We start from the raw sequence: 18,208 nt of genomic DNA on the forward strand, positions 1-18,208 counted from the left end.
AGCCAACCCCAGGGAAAACCCATGCGCAGAGCGACCATCAAGGACGTCGCGGAGAAGGCCAAGGTCTCTCTGAAGACCGTCTCGCGGGTGATCAACAACGAGCCCTCCGTGATGCAGGCCACCCGTGCGCGGGTGCTGCGGGCGATCGCCGAGCTCGACTACGAGCCCGATCCGTCCGCGCGCAACCTGCGCAGCGGGACCACTTTCGTGATCGGGCTGGTCTACGACAACCCCAACCCGTACCACATCATCGGCGTGCAGAACGGCGTGCTGGCCGCGTGCCGGGAGACCGGCTTCGGCCTGCAGATCCACCCCTGCGACTCGAGCTCGCCCCTGTTGGCCGATGAACTGGCCGACTGGGTACAGCGCTCGCGCCTGGCCGGCCTGGTGCTGACCGCACCGATGTCCGAGCGCCGAGATCTGGTGCAGGCGCTGACCGCACGCGGCATCAAGCTGGTGCGCATCATCGCGGCGACCGAGGACCCGGCGGACGGAGCCTGCGTGTTCGTCGACGACCGCGAAGCGGCCTACGAGATCACCGAGCATCTGATCCAGCTGGGCCATCAGCGCATCGGCTTCCTGTGGGGTGGCAGCTCGCACCGCTCTTCCGGCGAACGCTATGCCGGCTACGAAGCGGCGCTGAAGGACTACGGCATGACCGTGGACAAGCATCTTGTGGTGCAGGGCGACTACACCTTCGACGACGGTTTCCGGGGCGCGCGCCGCCTGCTGGCGCTGCGCGAACCGCCCACCGCCATCTTCGGTTCCAACGATGAAATCGCTGCGGGCGTGCTGGCCGCTGCCAAATCGGCGGGGATGAACGTGCCCTACGACCTGTCCATTGCCGGCTTCGAGGACAGCCCGTTCTCGCGCCAGTCCTGGCCGCCGTTGACCACCGCCAAGCAGGCCACCGAGGACATCGCACGCCACGCCGCGCGCCTGCTGATCGCGCAGCTGCGCAGCGATGCCTATGACGACGCGCCTGCACCGCTGCACAACCAGGGCTTCGTGCCGCAGCTGGTAGTGCGCGGGTCGACTGCGCCGATGCGTCCCGCCGGCGCCCGCCCACTCCCTTCCGATCCTGCCTGAGCCCGCCATGTCGCTGTCCGACCCCACCTCCACCCTGATGTTCGCCGAAGCCGCTGAAGCGGCCGACGTCGTCGCCCGCCAGTTCTCGCGCAACCACGCCACGATGGAGACGCTGGCTGCCAGCCTGCGCGCCGCGCCACCCCCGTTCGTGGTCACCTGCGCGCGCGGCAGCTCCGATCATGCCGCCACCTACGGCAAGTACCTGCTGGAAACCCAGCTGGGCCTGGTGGTCGCCTCCGCCTCGCCGTCTGTGGGCTCGGTGTATGCCGCGCCGCTGCAGCTGCGCGGTGCACTGTTCATCGTCATCTCGCAGTCGGGCAAGAGTCCGGATCTGCTGCGCAATGCCGAAGCGGCCAAGGCCGCCGGCGCGCGCGTGATCGCACTGGTCAATGTCGAGGATTCGCCGTTGGCGCAGCTGGCCGACACGGTGATTCCGCTGCATGCGGGCCCGGAGAAGAGTGTGGCCGCGACCAAGAGCTACCTGGCGTCGCTTGCGGCACTGCTGCAGCTGGCCACGTACTGGAAGCAGGACAGTGGCCTGCGCGCTGCGCTGGACCTGCTGCCGGATGCATTGCGCGAGGCATGGCAGTGCGATTGGACGGCGCTGGCCGATGGCCTGGTGGACGCCACCAACCTGTTCGTGCTCGGGCGTGGGCTTGGGCTTGGCGCGGCGCAGGAAGCGGCGCTGAAGTTCAAGGAAACCTGCAGTCTGCATGCCGAGGCCTACAGCTCGGCCGAGGTCAAGCATGGCCCGATGGCGCTGGTCGGCCGCGGCTTCCCGGTGCTGGCTTTCGCCCAGCCCGATGAGACCGGCGCGGGCACACGTGCCGTGGTGGAGGAGTTCTCAGCGCGTGGTGCGCAGGTATGGATGGCCGGCGCCGCAGGCAACCTGCCGGTGGCTGCCGCGCCGCATCCGTTGTGCGCTCCGCTGCTCACCGTGCAGAGTTTCTACCGTGCGATCAATGCGCTGGCGCTGCGCCGCGGGTTCAACCCGGACCTGCCGCCGCATCTGAACAAGGTCACGGAGACCGTGTGATGGCAACCGTGCTGCGCAATGCCCGCATCCTGGTCGGGGATGATTTCCGCGATGACCTGGCAGTGCTCATCGAGGACGGGAAGATCAGCGCGCTGCTCCCCGACGCCGCGCCGCAGGTGGGCCAGGCGGCCGAGCAGGTCGATCTCGGCGGCGGCTGGCTGCTGCCGGGTTTCATCGACGTGCAGGTCAATGGCGGTGGCGGCGCGCTGTTCAACAACACGCCGGACGTGGCGGCCCTGCGCACCATCGCGCAGGCGCACCGCCATTTCGGCACCACCGCGATGCTGCCGACGCTGATCAGTGATGACGTGGCGGTGATGCGCGAGGCGATCGCCGCCTTGCGCGAAGCCATCGCTCAAGGCGTACCGGGCGTCATCGGCATCCATCTGGAAGGGCCGTACATCGCCCCGGCACGGAAGGGCACCCACGACGCCAGCAAGTTCCGCGTGCCCGATGCGGAGGAGATCGCGCTGGCCGCCTCGCTGGACAACGGCGTGACCCTGCTCACCCTTGCGCCGGAACGGGTACCGCTGGAGTCGATCCGCGCGCTGGTGGAGCGCGGGGTGATCGTCGCGGCTGGACATACCGCTGGAACGTACGAAGAGATCCGCGCCGGCCTGGATGCCGGCGTGCGCGGCTTCACCCATCTGTACAACGCGATGTCGCCGCTGCAGGGCCGGGAGCCGGGCGCGGTGGGTGCCGCGCTGGAAGATCGCGACAGCTGGATCGGCATCATCGTCGACGGCGTGCACGTGCATCCGGCCAGCCTGCGGGTAGCGCTGGCGGCCAAGCCACGCGGCCGCCTGCTGCTGGTGACCGATGCGATGCCGCCGGTCGGCGCCGATGATCCCAGCTATGTGCTGTATGGCGAGACCATCACTGCCGTCGATGGGGTGGTGCGCAACGCAGCTGGCGCGCTGGCCGGCTCGGCACTGGACATGGCCACGGCCGTGCGCAACACCGTGCACCTGCTCGGCCAGCCGCTTGCCGAAGCGGCGCGCATGGCCTCGACCTATCCGGCGCAGTTCCTCAATGTGGACGACCGGCTGGGCCACATCGCCGAGGGTTACCAGGCCGACCTGGTGCTGCTGGACGATGCCCTGCAGGTGCGGGGCACCTGGATTGCCGGACAGTACGAGGCCGCCTGATGAGTGCTGCGCCGTCAGCGCGCCTGGGCTCGATCGACGCCCTGCGCGGCATCACCGTGGCGGCGATGCTGCTGGTCAACAACCCGGGCGACTGGAGTGCGGTGTTCGCACCGCTACGTCATTCGGACTGGCATGGCTGCACGCCCACCGATCTGGTGTTCCCGTTCTTCCTGTTTCTGGTGGGCGTGTCGATGGCCTTCAGCGTGGCACCGCGCGCGCTCGATGCTTCGAAGCGACCCACACTGGCGCGTGGCGTGCTGGAGCGCGCGTTGCGCATCCTGGTAGCCGGGGCGTTGTTGCATCTGCTGATCTGGTGGGCGCTGGATACGCATCACTTCCGCATCTGGGGCGTGCTGCAACGCATCGCGGTGTGTGCGGCGCTGGTTGGCCTGCTGGCGGTGTATGCGCGGCTGCACGTGCAGGCCGGGGTGCTTGTCGGGCTGCTGGTGGGCTATACCGTGCTGCTGCTCGGCCTCGGTGATCTGGCGCCATGGACCAACCCGGCCAGCCGTCTGGATACCGCGCTGTTCGCCCCGTGGATCTACCAGTGGCACGCCGATACCGGGCTTGGCCATGACCCGGAAGGGCTGCTGAGCACGCTGGGCGCGCTGGCCAGCACCACCCTGGGCCTGCTGGCCGGCGCACTGCTGCGCAGCGGTCGCGCCGTGGCGCTGGCAGGATTGGGCGCCGCAACGGCAGTGCTCGGCCTGCTGCTTGCCATTGTGCTGCCGTTGAACAAGCAGCTGTGGACGCCCAGCTACGTGCTGTGGACCGGAGGTCTTGCGGCGCTGGCCTTGTGGCTGGCGCATGTGCTGATCGACCAGAAGGGCTGGCCCGCGTGGGGCCGTCGTTTTGGGGTCAACGCGATCACCGCGTACCTGGGGGCCTCGGTGATGTCGGTGGCATTGTTGGCAACCGGCGCCTGGGGCTGGGTCTGGCAGCAGCTGGCGGCGGCGATGCCGGGTGCGCAGGAGCTGGCGTCGATGCTGCAGGCCCTGGCCTTCGTCACCCTGTGGTGGGGCGTCGCGTGGTGGCTGGACCGGCGCAGGATCTATCTCAAGATATGACAGCGCCGGGGTATGGACGCACCTGCGGTGGAGCAGGGCCAGCTCGGCTCATTGCTCGCCGGGGACTGCCGCTGCGGGCTCCACCAGCGCCCCCGCGTGATCGGCCAGCACCTGTACCGCGTGCAGCAGCCCTTCTTCCACCTGCGGCGGGCAGTGCGCTCGGGCATCGTCCATCTCCCGCGCCGCCTGCGCGGCCAGCAGCAGTCCTGCGCAGGAAGACACTGCGGCCAGGCAGCGCGTAGCGCCGGCCAGATCACGCGCCCTCGCTTCCGTGATCCGCGTTTCGGGCCAAGGTTGGCCGTTGGCACCGTCGCCGCGCGCGATGCTGCGTAACCGGGCGAAGAATGCAGGCTGCGGCACGTTCTCGTGGACTGCGGCCAGCGCATCTTCCAGGATGTCGGCGGCAGCGGCGGGCAGCCGCAGCCCAAGCAGGGCGTCGCCCAGCAGCGCGTGCAGGCGGGTATGGGTGGGATGGGGCAGGTTCACGGCAGCAACCTCACAGGCAAGTCCACCTGCAGGACGCAAGGTGGCGGGCGGTGCGGGTTGGCGTGCCGGTGAAGCTTTTCAACGGAGAAAAAGCCGGCGGATCCGGAGATCCCCACGCACCACCCGCCGCAGAACGACGGAGGGTGCACTATTCGGGCCCGCGATGTTGTCGCAAGCCCGCCGTTGAAAAGCTTCATTCGGGACGCCAATCCCGGCCAGCACAGGGGCGCTGGCAGATGCCACCGTCGCGCGGTCCACAGCGCGATGACATGGGCAAAGTTGCAATGTGTGTGTCCGTATCGCCCATCTGTCGCGTGACGGGAGCGCCGTGTCGGCATCGCGCAATGCCTGCGCTGCCAGCTAGGTCAGATACGACAACCTGCGCGATGGCCGTGCCGATCATCAACCCGCTATGCTGGGCGCCTGACTCAACGGCAAGGAACGTCGTATGCAGATCTGCAACGGAGTGCGGCGCGCGGGTGCGACGGTGGTCGTGCTGTGGGCTGCGCAGACGATGGCCGCAACGGCCTCGGCATCCGCGGTTGAACTGCCCTCACCGGAGGCGCAGGTGCAGATGCTGCAGCTGCTGGAGGCGCGCGCGCTGTATCGCGACCGTGTCGATTGGGCCGGTGTACGCGCGACGCTGGCCGCCGCAACCGATGATGCTGGCCGGCGCCAGTTGCTGGATGACGCCGCTACCCGCAGCACGGGCGGCCATGGGCGCTGGATTCCCCCCAGCCTGCAACGCCAGCGTTCCGGGCGTGCGCAACGCTTGAAGGCCGGCCAGGATGCGGCGTCGCCAATGCCGTGGCAGGCAGATGCGCGCGTCGGTGTACTGCAGGTGAGCCCGTTCCTGGACGATCCTCAGGCGGGCGAGCAGGCACGGTATGACGCTCGCAGAACCTACGCGCTGGCGCTGCAGCACCGCATCGTGGCCTTGGATGACGGCACGCGGTGCGGCTGGGTGGTGGATCTGTCCGGCAATGGCGGTGGCAACATGTGGCCCATGCTGCTGGGACTGCTGCCGTTGTTGCAGGGCACCCCGGATAAGGAAGGGGCCGTGCTCGGCGGCTTCCGCAGCGCCGAAGGGCAACGGCCGTGGCGACAACGCGACGGAGAGGTCCTGGATGGCGCGAATTCGCGGCTTCGCTCGCGCCAGGCGGCCTATGCGCTGCGCGGCGGTCCCGCACCGGTCGCGGTGGTGTTCGGCCCCCGTACTGCCAGTTCGGGCGAGGCCGTGGCGCTGGCCTTCCGCGGCCAGCCCGGCAGCCGCAGTTTCGGCCAGCCCAGTGCAGGCTATTCCACCGGCAATCAACCCGTGCCCCTGGTGGATGGCAGCATGCTGCTGCTGACCGTCAATATCATGACCGACCGCCAGGGGCAGGGTGACGGTCGCCAGCTGCAGCCGGATCAGCCCACCGCCCCCGGAGCGTCCGGTCTGCAGGCCGCGCAGGACTGGCTGCTGGCCCAGCCCGCCTGCTCGGGGCGTTGATCTGCACGCAGGAAAGCGAGCCGCGGAAGGGTCCGCTGACACCGGTTCATCGCTCGAGGGCCCGGCCTGTTAAAGTCTCTCCTGCAATCACGTAGCGGAAGCGACCATGGACCACGACACCCCGTTCGAACCCCTCAACGACCTCGAGGTGCGCCTGCTGCAGGCCCAGGATGGCACGCTGACCGCGTCGCAGTTCCTCGATGGGCTGCTGACCTCGACGGCGTTCGTGCTGCTGGACAAGGCCATCGGCGAAGACGGCGCATGGGACGAGAGCATCTCGCCCCTGGTGCTGACCAGCGAGAGTGGCGAGCCGATGTTCGCGGTGTTCACTGCCCCCGAGCGTGCCGGCCTGTGGCACGAACAGCTGCCGCAGTTCGCGCATGCCATGCCGATCGCGGTGCATGCGCTGCTGGCCGGAATCGGCGACGGTGTCGGCCTGGTGCTGAACCCCGGCCTGGACGTGGGCATGGAGATGATTCCCGATGCCGTGGCGCAGTTGAAGCAGCGCGCTGCTGCGATCACGCGGGGCATGGCGCACTGACCACACCGATGCCGGTGGTAGATCCGGATGCGCTCACATGTGGTGTCGCATAAGGACCGGGTTTGCCGCTGAGAAGTGATTCGACGATCACTTTGAGGTTTTCATCGACAGAGAGTCGGCATTGCAGTGCGTGAGTCTCGGCGTGGGGTCTTCCAGCCAAACGCCTGGCATGGACCAGCTTCAAGGCACCTCAGCCCCCACTCCAGCGTCAGCGTGCCGCCGCAATCGCCTTCACCCGCGCCCTGGCCAGTGCTTCACCAATCGCCGGGCCTTTCAGGTGCGTCGTATCCAGATCCCGTGCCTGTACCGAGAGCGCCGCCTGATGCAGGCGCTTGAGCGTTTCGCCCTGCGGGTAGTCACTGTCCTCGAATCCAAGCCGTCCGCGCTTGTCGGCCTCGCAGCACAGGGCGATGCGCGCGATGCGTTCGGGCCGCCGCAACGCGTCGCAGCGACCCAGCAGTTCCAGCACGGTGGCATCGCGGAGCTCGTCGATGCGGTGCACGTTCAAGTGCTCGCGGCAGACCGCTTCTGCCAGCTGCTGGTGTTCGACGGGGACCTTCAAGCGGGCGCACAGCGCCTTCAATGGCGTGATGCCGCGCTGCTCGTGCATGATGTGGCGCGGCCATTCCTCTGGCGGGGTGAGGCCCTTGCCGAGATCGTGGGTGAGCGCGGCGAAGCCGACCAGGTCATCGCCCGGGGCCAGTGCCGCTGCCATGTCGCTGACCATCTCCTGGTGCAGGCCGGTGTCGATTTCCGGGTGGAACTCGGCACGCTGCGGAACGCCATACAGCGCTTCCAGCTCGGGCAGGACCGGGCCCAGTGCGTGCGCCTCGTGCAGGGTGCGCAGGAACGCCGAAGGCCGTTCGCTTGCCAGCGCCCTTCGTAGTTCCTGCCAGACGCGCTCTGGTACCAGCGCGTCGAGCTCACCGCTGGCAGCGACCTCGCGCATCAGCGCCATGGTTTCGGGGGCAACGGTGAACCCCAGCGGGGCAAAGCGGGCCATGAAGCGGGCCGCGCGCAGCACGCGCAATGGATCTTCAACGAAGGCAGGACCGACGTGGCGCAGCACGCGCTGCTCGATGTCACGCACGCCGCCGTAAGGATCGACCAGCGCACCGCTGTCTTCGTCGCAGGCAATGGCATTGATGGTGAAGTCGCGGCGCTGCAGGTCCTCTTCCAGCGTTACCGCCGGATCGGCATCGACCACGAAACCGCGATAACCGCGGCCGGATTTGCGCTCGGTGCGGGCCAGGGCGTATTCCTCACCGGTCTGCGGATGCAGGAACACCGGGAAGTCCCGCCCCACGGCGCTGAAGCCCTGCGCTTCCATCTGCGCGGGCGTGGCACCGACCACCACCCAGTCGCGGTCGCCGGCGGGACGCTGCAGCAGGCGGTCGCGCACGGCGCCGCCGACAAGATAGATCTTCATGGCGGGGATGATCGCATGCCCGGCGCGCAGAGCCGAATCAGTCGCCGCCCTGACCCGCGTCCGCCGGACAGCTGAAGCGCTTGCGCTTGTCGACCAGGCGTCCCATCAGGCGGTCGCTCAGCGGCAGGGCGTCACCGTTGAGGCGCCAGTCGTAGATCACGCTGAAGGCCAGCACGCGCGCGACGTACTCGCGCGTTTCCTTGTAGCTGATCGTCTCGATCCACAGGTCGGGATCGAAACCGGGGCGCTGGCTCTGCCAGCGTGCCGTCGGCGTCGGACCGGCGTTGTAGGCGGCGATGGTCACATAGGGCAGGCCGTCGTACTTGTTCATCAGCTGGCGCAGGTAGGCGGTGCCGATGGCGATGTTGGTGTCGGGGTCGTAGAGGCTGTCGGCACCGCCGTAGCCGGTCAGGCCGATGGACTTTGCCACGGCGGCACCGGTGGCCGGCAGCACCTGCATCAGGCCCATCGCATTGGCAGGCGAGCGCGCGCGCGGAGTGAAGATGCTTTCGGCGCGGATTTCCGCAGCGACCCAGGCCGGGTCGATGGCATTGCGCGCCGATTCGCGGCGGATCGTGGCGTCATGGTGCAGCGGGAAGCGCAGGTCATACAGGCGCTGCTCCTGCGGCTGCTTGCCGAGGGAGAACACCGCGCGGTCGAACCAGCCGTTGTCCTGGGCCACCCGCACGGCCAGTCGGCGCTGGGTGTCATCGAAGCGCGACAGCGCGCTGTTCCATTCGGCCACCGCCCAGCCGGCGCGATCGATCTGGAACAACGCCACTGCGCGCTGGATGGCAGGATCGCGAGCCACTGCGGCCTTGGCCTGTTCGCTGTCGTTGGGTTTCCACGGGCACAGCGTGTAGCCCTGCTGCAGCTTGTCGGCCGCGAGGAAGCCGTGGAAGGTGGGCGTGCGCGCGGCCTCCCGGAACAGCGACTGTGCCTGCTGTGCCTGCCCGGTCTTCTCCAGCATGCGTCCTTCGTAATAGCGCCAGCGTGGATCGTTGCGCTGTTTCGGCCCCATCTTGCGGATTGCTGCCAGGGTCGCCGGCCAGTCGCCACGCGACATCGCTTCGCGCACGCGCCATTCATGCAGGCGCTCGTCGTAAGCGGCGTCGGGGACTGCATTGAGGCGCCGCGCGGAATCAGGCAGGTAGGAGGCAACCGTCCACAGCGCGATCTGATAGCGCACCTGGGCCTGCTGCTCGGCACTCAGGCCCAGGGCCTGCGCGTACTGCGGCAGCTGCTGCTCGGTGGCATCCGGATCGGCCTTGGCCAGCTTGACCAGGCCATCGGTGGCGATGCGCCGGCTGCGATCATTGCGCGGCCAGTTCAGTGCGCTGGCATTGGGCTTGTCGACGAACGCAGCATAGGTGTTGGCCAGCGCCAGGTCGGCAGCGGGAAGTCCGCGCGCGGCGCTGCGCATCACCGCCGGCTGCTGCGCGTCGGCGGCCGCGTCGATGCGCTCCCAGCGCAGTGCGTCGCTCAGGCCCCCCTGGGCCTGCAGCACGGCGAACACCGCATCGCAGCCGTCGGGCAGTGACTTGCCGTTCCGGCGCCACAGCTCCTGGGCGTCGCTGATCCATTGCGGATCGACGCCGCCGGTCACCTGTCGGGCGGTCAACTGCGCACAGCGCAGGCCGAGATTGTCGGTAGGCACCCAGTTGGCGAGCAGGGTGGGCCAGTCCTGCCGGCGTGCCACCGAAGGCAGCCACACGCTGCGGAAGGTGGTGGCCACGGCCTGGCCCTCGTAACGCTTGAGGAAGGCCTGCGCCTGCGCGGTGTCGACCGTGTCGATGTTGCGCCGCAGATTGGCGTACTCCAGCCAGCCATAGGCCGGATGGCGGCTGAGCGCGGCGGCCTGGCCGGGATCGAACTGGCCGCGTTCGGCAGCGGCGATGGCGGCTTTGAGCTGCGCGTTCTGGGCATCGAGGGACTGGGCACCGGCGCAGCCGATCAGCAGCAGGGAGGCCAGCGGGAGCAGGGACAGGGCGGTCGAAGAGCGTCGGGTCATGGCGCCAGCATAGCGGGCACTGGCTGAATTCAGTTTCGCATCGCGTGCACGCCAGACAAAGGCAACGGCGGCTGAATGCAGGTGCATGCAGCCTCTGCCGCAACGGCGGGATGCCGGCGTAACGTCAGAGCCGGGCGAACCGCCCGGCTGCAGGGAGCGGCACATGGCGTTCAGTAGCGCAGGAAGGAATGGCCCGCTGGCGGAGATCAATGTCACGCCATTGGTGGATGTGATGCTGGTGCTGTTGATCATCTTCATCGTGACCGCACCGATCGTGGCCCGGCCGATCGCAGTGCAGTTGCCGCAGGCGACCGATCGCGTGGTCGCCCGGCCGGACCCGCCGCCGCCGATCGAACTGCGTCTGGATGCAGCCAACCAGCTCAGCTGGAACGGCCGGCCTCTGGCCATTGCCGATCTGCAGTCGCGCCTGCAGGCGCAGGCGGGTAAGTACGCCGGCAACCTGCCGGAGCTGCGCATCGCGACCGATCCGGCGGCCGAGTACGAAGGGATGGCACGGATCCTGGCGGCGGCCGAGGCCACCGGCATGGAGCGCATTGCGTTCGTGCGCTGAGCAGCGGATGAGGGGCTGTCGATGGACAGCCCCTCCACCAAGAGTGCTTTGGAGCACTCCGCGGATGCCGGCACCTGCTGTCGCAACAGGCGCGTGGTCAGCGCGCCAAGGCTGGGACACGGCACAGAATCTGTCGCTATCTGATGCGATTGCCCGTCAATCGCGTCAAGCCCGCGTGAAAGGGTGTCGGTCATCACGCCGTGATTTTGACTACTTGTTTACAAAGGAGACGCTGCCGCCATGCAGGAGGGGCGTACGGCAGCCAATGTCCCGACATTCCTTTGGAGAGAGAGCGAATGAATCACCTGCACCACCGCCCCCTGGCGGTTGCCGTCGCCCTGTGCGTGACTGCCCTGGCACCGCTGGGCGCCGCCGCACAGTCCACCACCAACCTGGACGCGGTCGAGGTCACCGGTACCCGCATCAAGCGCGCTGAAGTGGAGGGCCAGGTTCCGATCCAGACCCTGACGCGCGGCGACATCGAGCGCACCGGCCTGAGTTCGATCGGCGAAGTGCTGCAGCAGCTCACCGGCTCCGGTTCGGCGCTCAATGCCAAGTTCAATTCGTCCGGCAACTTCGGCTTCCCCCCGGATGGCAGCGGCGTCGGTGCGGGTTCGGCGCAGGTCGATCTGCGCCACCTGGGGGCCAAGCGCGTGCTGGTGCTGGTCGATGGCATCCGCTGGGTCAATGAGTCATCGGCGTCGGGTGTCGGCGCCGCGACCGATCTCAATACCATTCCGCTGGCCATCGTCGAGCGCATCGAAGTGCTGGAAGACGGCGCGTCGTCGCTGTACGGCTCCGATGCCATCGCCGGCGTGGTCAACATCATCACCCGCCGTGATTTCGATGGCGGCCAGGTGACCCTGAACTACGGCGAATACAGCAAGGGCGACGGCACGCAGAAGGGCGTGGACCTGGCCTGGGGCAAGAGCGGTGATCGCTTCAGTCTGTTCCTCGGCGCCAGCTGGACCAAGCAGGATCCGGTGTATGCGAAGGACCGTGAACAGTCGCGCTTCCCGATTCCCGGTACCGGCCTGGCCTTCGGCAGCGGTGCCATTCCGCAGGGCCGCTTCGCCTTCGTCGACCCCAACACGGGCGCGCAGCAGAACATCGTGCCCAACACCGGCGTGAGCAATCCACGCTATGACGGCAGTGCCGGCTGCAACCGCACTGACGACTACCACTGCTTCACCAGCGCTGACCGTTTCAACTTCGCCGAGTACAACATGGTGCTGACGCCGTCGGAGCGGAAGGGCCTCTTCGGTCAGTTCCGCTTTGACATCACCGACAACGTGCAGTGGTACGTCAAGGCACTGGGCAACCGTCGCGAGTCGACCAACCAGGCTGGCCCCGAGCCGCTGTTCTTCGGCCCCGATGGCGCCACCGGCAATCCGCTGGCCGACAACATCACCATCTCGGCGCTCAATCCCTACAACCCGTTCGGCTTCGACCTGGTGTCGTCCGGCAACATGAGCCTGGTCGGCCGCCGCCCGGTGGAAGGTGGCGCGCGCGTGTTCGAGCAGGAGGTCAACACCACGTACTTCGCCACCGGCCTGGTCGGCAACTTCCAGGCGGCCGACCGCAGCTGGTTCTGGGACGTCAACGGCATGTACAGCAAGAACAAGGCCGAACAGACCAACTACGGCAGCTACAACATCTACAACGTCAACCTGGCGCTGGGCGATCCTGCCGCATGTGCGGCGACGCCGGGCTGCGTGCCGCTGAACATCTTCGGCGGTGCCGGTTCCATCACCCCGGACATGCTGCGCTGGATCCAGCCGGTGGTACGCGACCGCAGCCAGAACGAGCTGAGTCTGTTCACCGCCAATCTGTCCAGCGATCTGTTCAACCTGCCGGCCGGCCCGCTGTCCTTCGCCACCGGTTACGAGTACCGCAAGTACGAAGGCTGGTACCAGCCCGACCCGTTGACGGTGATCGGTCACTACAACGGCGTGCCGTCGCAGCCGACCTCCGGCTCGTACGACGTCAATGAAGCCTACCTGGAACTGAGCGTGCCGATCTTCGCCGATTCGGCACTGGGCAAGAAGCTCGACCTGAGTCTGGCAGGCCGCTACTCGGATTACTCCACCTTCGGTGGTGAGTTCACGCCCAAGTACGGCCTGCGCTGGCAGGTGACCGATGACTTCGTGCTGCGCACCACCTATGCCGAAGGCTTCCGCGCGCCGTCGATCGGCGAACTGTACGGATCGGCCGCGCGCGCGGACCTGCAGCTGTTCGATCCGTGCTCGATCGGCCTGGGCGGCACGCCGCCGCGTGGCAGCGCCGCCAACTGTGCCGCGCTGGGCGTGCCGGCCGGCTTCCAGCAGGCCAACTCGCAGATCTCGGTGACCACCGGCGGCAACCGCGAGCTGGAACCGGAGCGTTCACGCAGCTTCAGTGCCGGATTCGTCTGGAGCCCGTGGTTCGGCAACAACACCTCCTGGTCGGAGCGCTTCGACGTGGAAGTGACGTTCTACCGCCACAACATCGATGGCGCGATCCAGGCGATCAACGCGCAGACCCAGCTGGACCTGTGTGTGGATACGCTGGATCCGGTGTACTGCGATGGCATCACCCGTGCCAGCACCGGCGCGGTCAGTAGCTTCAACAACCGACTGACCAACCTGGGCTCGATCAAGACCGATGGCTGGGACGTGGACCTGTTCTGGACCCTGCCGCAGACCTCGATCGGCCAGTTCAAGCTGGGCTGGAAGAACACCTTCGTCGGTCGTTACGAGGCCACCGGTGCGGCCGGCCAGCGGCAGCCACAGAAGCCGGGCGTGGAAGTGGCCGACAGCTCGATTCCGGAATGGACCAGCAACGCCAGCATCGGCTGGACACTGGACAACTGGAGCGCGAACTGGACGGTGCGGCACATCTCCGAGTTGACCGAAGACTGTGGCGACGCCGTGGCGTTCCCGGTGTGCAGCAACCAGGTGGCGGGCACCAACACGCTCTCGGCGACCACCTTCCATGATCTGCAGGTGGGTTACAGGATCGACTGGATGAAGGGACTGCAGCTGACCGCTGGCCTGAACAACGTGTTCGACAAGGATCCGCCGATCTGCCTGTCGTGCTCGCTGAACGGCTATGACGCGTCGACCTATGACATTCCGCGTGGCCGCTACTGGTACATGCGCGCGGACCTGCGGTTCTGATGTGATGAGGGGGCAGCGCCGGACACTCCGGCGCTGCCTTGCGGGTGTAGCGCCGAGCCCATGCTCGGCGCTACAGGAGCGGGGCGGTTGCGCCCTGCAGCTGATCAGAACGACCAGGTGAACGTCAGCGAGCCGTTGCGGCCATCGCCGTACGCACCGTAGCCGTTGATCTGCGAGAGGTACTGCTTGTCCAGCAGGTTGTTGAGGTTGGCCTGCACGCTGAACTCCGGCGAGATGCGGTAGCGCACGAAGGCGCTGACCAGGGCATAGCCGTTCTGCTCGATGCGGCCGTAGGCCGGCACCGCATAGTAGATGCGGTTCTGCCAGTTCGCCCCACCGCCGACCGTCAGTGCCTGCAGCGACTGCGGCGTGTAGCTGGTGAACAGCTTCAGCGCGGTCTGCGGCAGGTTGGTGTTGATGTCGGCATCGTTGGCATCCTTGGCCACGTAACGCGAGGCACCGAAGGTCGCGTTCCAGCCCGGGGCCAGCTCGCCGTTCAGTTCGAATTCGAAGCCGCGGCTGACCGTGCCGCGCGCGGCGCGGTAGGCGAATTCGTTCTGGCTGCCCTGCACCGGCTCACCGGTGGCCTGGCCCACGTTGTCCTGCTCGATGCGGAACACCGCCAGCGAAGCATTGAGGCGGTTGTCGAACCACGCGCCCTTGACGCCCACTTCGTAGCTCTTGCCATCGACCGGATCGAGGTAGCTGCCGTTGCGGTCCTTCAGTGTCTGCGGCTGGAAGATCTCGGTATAGGCGGCGTAGGTGGAGAAGGTATCGTTGATGTCCAATACCAGGCCGGCATAGGGCGTGGTGACCTTGTGCGAGCGGTCCGCGCCTTCGCCTTCACTCTTCCAGTCGGTGTAGCGTGCGCCGACGATGAGCTTCAGCGGGTCGGCCAGCGACAGGCGCGTGGCCATGTAACCGGCCTTCTGGGTGATGGTGCCTTCGCTGGCCAGCGCCAGCGGGTTCCAGTTCGGCTCGGAGATGTCGCCGGTCCAGCCAAGGTAGCTGGTGAACGGGTCCCAGCTCTGGCCGGGGCCGCCAATCTGGTAGTCGCCGTAGTTGGCGTACTCGCGCTTGTTGTAGCTCAGGCCGGCCATGAACTGGTGCTCGCGGCCGAACAGCCGGAACGGGCCGTCGATATAGCCATCGACCGCGTTGACCTTGCGCTCGGTGTTGTAGAAGCCGGCCGACGGCGAAATGCCGGTGCCGGTGGTCCTGTCGAAGAACGAGGCACCACTGGTCCAGTCGTTGTAGGCCGGGTAGAACAGCTTGTCGTCGGCCTTGGTCTCATCGTGGGTCGCACCGACCTTGAACTTCCAGCCATTACTGAAGGCGTGCTGCAGGGTGGCGAACGCACGCTTGCTGGTGGTGTCCCAGTAGGTCCAGTTCGGACTGGCGTTGAACGATTCGTCGTAGCCGGTGGCCGAGCCGTCGGAGAACAGCATCGGGAAGCCGCCCCAGGTCGCACCATTGGCGCGCTTCTGCTGGTAGTCGTAGCCCACGCTCAACTGCGTGTCCGGAGTCAGGTCGGCGTCGATCACCGCGTAGCCCAGCGTCTTGTGCTGGTTGTAGCGGTCCATCTGCGCGTCGGTGTCGAGGTAGCTGCCGATCACCCGGCCACGCACGGTGCCGCTGGTGTTCAGCGCGCTGCCCACGTCCACGGTGGTACGGGTACGGCCCCAGCTGCCGACGTTCACCGATACGCTGCCGGCCAGCTCGGCGCTGTCGGCATGCTTGCGGATCAGGTTCACCGAGGCGGACGGGTTGCCTGCGCCACTGAGCAGGCCGGTGGCGCCGCGCACCACCTCCACGCGGTCATACAGGGCGAGGTCCAGGCCGGAATCGCCGTAGCTCCAGTTCTGCACCATCTGCGTAGGCAGGCCATCGAACTGGTAACTGTCGATGTAGAAGCCGCGCGCATAGAACTCGGTGCGCTCGCTGTCCGATTGCGTGCTGGTCACACCGGTAGTGTTGGCCAGCACGTCGATGATGTCGTCCAGGTTCTGATCTTCGATGCGCTGATGGCTGATGATGCTGACCGACTGCGGAATCTCGCGCGGCGTCAGGTCGAAGCGGGTACCGGCCGAGGTGCGGCGCACCGAGTAGCCCTCCGCGCGCTCGCCCTTGACCACCACCTTGTCGAGGGTGGTCGCATCGGTGGCAGTTTCTGCGAAGGCGGTCGGGGCGATGGCGCAGAGTGCGGCGAGCACGGCAACGGACAGCCGCTGAGGCTGCGGGATACGGAATGCAGGACGGTTCATGGGATTCCTGGACGAGCATGCGCGTTCGGCCGACATCCAGGAGGCGAGGCGCTAAGGGTAGGGGAAAGGCGGGCGCGCCTTCCTGGCGACGCTGCAATCGAAAGGAATGTTAATACGAACTATTCCTATTTACAAATCATGAACAGGGGCGCGCGGGCAGGATCGTCCGGCTGCTGTGGGACGACCGCCGTCCGGCGGCTTAGCGGCGCAGCAGTGGCAGAGGATCCCGTGCGCCGTCTGCGCCGTAGATGCCCCAGTGCAGGTGCGGCGGGGTGCCCTTGGCGTTGCCGCTGTCGCCGACGTGGCCGAGCAGATCGCCCGCGGCTACGACCTGGCCGCGGGCGAGGCCTGCGGCCCAGCTCTCCAGATGGGCGTAGTAGTAGCGCTCGCGGCCGGGGCCGATCACCCAGACCTGACGGCCGCCCAGGCCGCCTTCCCGCACCTCGGCAACCACGCCCGGGGTCGCGCTGCGGACCGGGGTACCCCGCGCGGCGAAGATGTCGATGCCGGCATGGCTGCGGTCGCGCCCTCGCGGCGCGCCGAAGGTATCGGCGATCTGGCCCGGCCGCACGCCGTCCACCGGTACCGGCAGCTCGGTGGCCGGTGGCATCCGGGCCAATGACCACAGCATCTTCGGCGCTTCGGCCCAGCGGCTGTTCCAGACGGACAGGGCGGCAACGACGGTGACGATCAGCAGGAACGCACGCAGCAGCCAACGGCGCAGCAGGCGGGCGGAAGACGTGGAGGGTGTGCGGGGCGAAGGATTCATGCCGCGCCAGTATGGCGCGGTGGGTGTCGAGGCCGGTTCATTCCAGGGGGACTTCGAAACTGCGCTTCAGCGTGGACAGTGCCACCGCGGTGCGGAATCGTTCGATGTTGTCGTCGCCACCGAACAGCCGCTCGCTGATGGCGTCGTATTCCTCCATCGAGGTGGCCGAAAGCACCAGCAGGAAATCGCCGTCACCGGTGATGGCATAGCACTGCTGCACCGCCGGGTCGTCCTGCACGCGCTGCTTGAACGGCGCCACGCGATCACGCTGCTCGCTGACCATGCGCACCTCGACGATGAGGGTCAGCGGTCGGCCGATCCGCGCCGCCGCCACCACGGCCACATTGGCCGCGATCACACCGCTGTCCTGCAGACGCCTGACCCGCCGCTGCACGGCCGGCGTGGACAGGTGCACGGCTTCGGCGATCTCCCGCTGTGGCAGCGTGTTATCCCGCTGCAGCAGGGTGAGGATGGCGCGGTCGAAGCTGTCCAGCACGGGGGCAGTGGCCATGGTGAGCAGAAGTTGCATGGACGGGCCGGTAATTGAGCCAAGTGCTCGCCGTCGACGCAATAGACTGGACGCATGCAGACTTCACGATTCGCGCCGATGTTGCCGGCGCTGGCGGTGCTCGGCTCGGTAACGGCGCTGTCCGTTGGCACGTCCTATGCAAAGCACCTGTTCCCGCTGATCGGCGCGCAGGGCACCAGCGCGCTGCGCGTGGGCTTCTCCGCACTGTTGCTGCTGCTGTTCTGGCGACCCTGGCGCTGGAAGACCCGCCGCGCGGATGCGATCACCATCCTGCGCTACGGGCTCACGCTGGGCCTGATGAACCTGCTGTTCTACATGGCCATCCGCACGATCCCGTTCGGCATCGCGGTGGCCATCGAGTTCACCGGGCCGTTGACCGTGGCGATGCTGTCGTCACGGCGCCCGATCGATTTCCTGTGGGTGGGATGCGCAGTGGTCGGCCTGCTCCTGCTGCTACCGCTGGGCGGTGCGGCGGCACTGGACCCGGTGGGCGTGCTGTATGCACTGGGTGCGGCGGCGTGCTGGGGCCTGTACATCGTGTTCGGCAAGCGCGCCGGCCACCTGCATGCCGGCCATTCGGTGTCGCTGGGCCTGCTGGCGGCGTCGCTGGTGGTGGTG

At 67.4% G+C, this 18,208-nt stretch carries 14 protein-coding genes and 1 pseudogene; 9 read left to right on the forward strand and 6 right to left on the reverse strand.

Annotated features, from left to right (window positions below):
- The first annotated feature begins 21 nt into the window (after nucleotides 1-21).
- Genes QMZ25_RS16265 through QMZ25_RS16280 form a run of 4 tightly spaced genes read left to right on the forward strand, consistent with a single transcriptional unit; the run spans nucleotide 22 to nucleotide 4,340 of the window.
- Complete coding sequence (locus QMZ25_RS16265; RefSeq protein WP_049466708.1) at nucleotides 22-1,089, forward strand: LacI family DNA-binding transcriptional regulator; 1,068 nt, start codon at nucleotides 22-24, stop codon at nucleotides 1,087-1,089.
- A gap of 7 nt (nucleotides 1,090-1,096) precedes the next feature.
- Nucleotides 1,097-2,125 carry an SIS domain-containing protein gene (locus tag QMZ25_RS16270; RefSeq protein WP_283219943.1) on the forward strand — a complete coding sequence of 343 codons (1,029 nt, stop codon included), beginning with the start codon at nucleotides 1,097-1,099 and terminating at the stop codon, nucleotides 2,123-2,125.
- Nucleotides 2,125-3,273: an N-acetylglucosamine-6-phosphate deacetylase gene (gene nagA, locus QMZ25_RS16275; RefSeq protein WP_065175150.1), complete on the forward strand. Its 1,149-nt coding sequence runs from the start codon at nucleotides 2,125-2,127 to the stop codon at nucleotides 3,271-3,273. Before QMZ25_RS16270 ends, nagA begins: the two co-directional genes overlap by 1 nt.
- Nucleotides 3,273-4,340, forward strand: coding sequence for a heparan-alpha-glucosaminide N-acetyltransferase domain-containing protein (locus QMZ25_RS16280; protein ID WP_065175149.1), 1,068 nt, complete (start codon nucleotides 3,273-3,275; stop codon nucleotides 4,338-4,340). Before nagA ends, QMZ25_RS16280 begins: the two co-directional genes overlap by 1 nt.
- Before the next feature lie 48 nt (nucleotides 4,341-4,388).
- On the opposite strand, the gene QMZ25_RS16285 is transcribed toward QMZ25_RS16280, so the two are convergent.
- On the reverse strand, nucleotides 4,389-4,826 hold the full coding sequence (locus QMZ25_RS16285; protein ID WP_065175148.1) for a hypothetical protein: 438 nt from the start codon (nucleotides 4,824-4,826) through the stop codon (nucleotides 4,389-4,391).
- A gap of 448 nt (nucleotides 4,827-5,274) precedes the next feature.
- Between QMZ25_RS16285 and QMZ25_RS16290 the strand changes: the two genes are divergently transcribed.
- Entirely contained in the window at nucleotides 5,275-6,318 is a 1,044-nt protein-coding gene (locus tag QMZ25_RS16290) for a S41 family peptidase (RefSeq protein ID WP_283219944.1), read from the forward strand.
- Nucleotides 6,319-6,424: 106 nt separating this feature from the next.
- Complete coding sequence (locus tag QMZ25_RS16295) at nucleotides 6,425-6,859, forward strand: SseB family protein (protein ID WP_005411035.1); 435 nt, start codon at nucleotides 6,425-6,427, stop codon at nucleotides 6,857-6,859.
- Nucleotides 6,860-7,067: 208 nt separating this feature from the next.
- Here the strand turns inward: QMZ25_RS16295 and QMZ25_RS16300 are convergent, their stop codons facing one another.
- Both QMZ25_RS16300 and QMZ25_RS16305 read right to left on the reverse strand, forming a co-directional pair.
- The gene (locus QMZ25_RS16300; RefSeq protein WP_065175146.1) at nucleotides 7,068-8,288 is read right to left on the reverse strand and encodes a multifunctional CCA addition/repair protein; all 1,221 of its coding nucleotides are present in this window, start codon (nucleotides 8,286-8,288) and stop codon (nucleotides 7,068-7,070) included.
- A 37-nt stretch (nucleotides 8,289-8,325) separates the two neighbouring features.
- A complete protein-coding gene (locus QMZ25_RS16305) occupies nucleotides 8,326-10,299 on the reverse strand; it encodes a transglycosylase SLT domain-containing protein (protein ID WP_283219945.1) in 1,974 nt (657 codons plus the stop codon).
- 163 nt (nucleotides 10,300-10,462) lie between these two features.
- On the opposite strand from QMZ25_RS16305, the gene QMZ25_RS16310 reads away from it, so the two are divergent.
- The gene (locus QMZ25_RS16310) at nucleotides 10,463-10,870 is read left to right on the forward strand and encodes a biopolymer transporter ExbD (protein ID WP_283219946.1); all 408 of its coding nucleotides are present in this window, start codon (nucleotides 10,463-10,465) and stop codon (nucleotides 10,868-10,870) included.
- A 296-nt stretch (nucleotides 10,871-11,166) separates the two neighbouring features.
- Nucleotides 11,167-14,028, forward strand: coding sequence for a TonB-dependent receptor (locus QMZ25_RS16315; RefSeq protein WP_065181748.1), 2,862 nt, complete (start codon nucleotides 11,167-11,169; stop codon nucleotides 14,026-14,028).
- A gap of 104 nt (nucleotides 14,029-14,132) precedes the next feature.
- On the opposite strand, the gene fhuE is transcribed toward QMZ25_RS16315, so the two are convergent.
- From fhuE to QMZ25_RS16330, 3 genes are all read right to left on the reverse strand, one after another.
- Nucleotides 14,133-16,292, reverse strand: a complete 2,160-nt coding sequence (fhuE, locus tag QMZ25_RS16320; protein WP_262219064.1) for a ferric-rhodotorulic acid/ferric-coprogen receptor FhuE — start codon at nucleotides 16,290-16,292, stop codon at nucleotides 14,133-14,135.
- Between the two features lie 199 nt (nucleotides 16,293-16,491).
- Entirely contained in the window at nucleotides 16,492-17,061 is a 570-nt protein-coding gene (locus QMZ25_RS16325) for a M23 family metallopeptidase (protein ID WP_283219947.1), read from the reverse strand.
- Between the two features lie 37 nt (nucleotides 17,062-17,098).
- Complete coding sequence (locus QMZ25_RS16330) at nucleotides 17,099-17,572, reverse strand: Lrp/AsnC family transcriptional regulator (protein ID WP_180875850.1); 474 nt, start codon at nucleotides 17,570-17,572, stop codon at nucleotides 17,099-17,101.
- A gap of 72 nt (nucleotides 17,573-17,644) precedes the next feature.
- Between QMZ25_RS16330 and QMZ25_RS16335 the strand changes: the two are divergent.
- A pseudogene (locus QMZ25_RS16335) lies at nucleotides 17,645-18,208 on the forward strand (EamA family transporter); the annotation flags it as partial.

It is taken from the genome of Stenotrophomonas sp. RS-48 (assembly GCF_030053245.1).
Taxonomy (GTDB): domain Bacteria; phylum Pseudomonadota; class Gammaproteobacteria; order Xanthomonadales; family Xanthomonadaceae; genus Stenotrophomonas; species Stenotrophomonas maltophilia_P.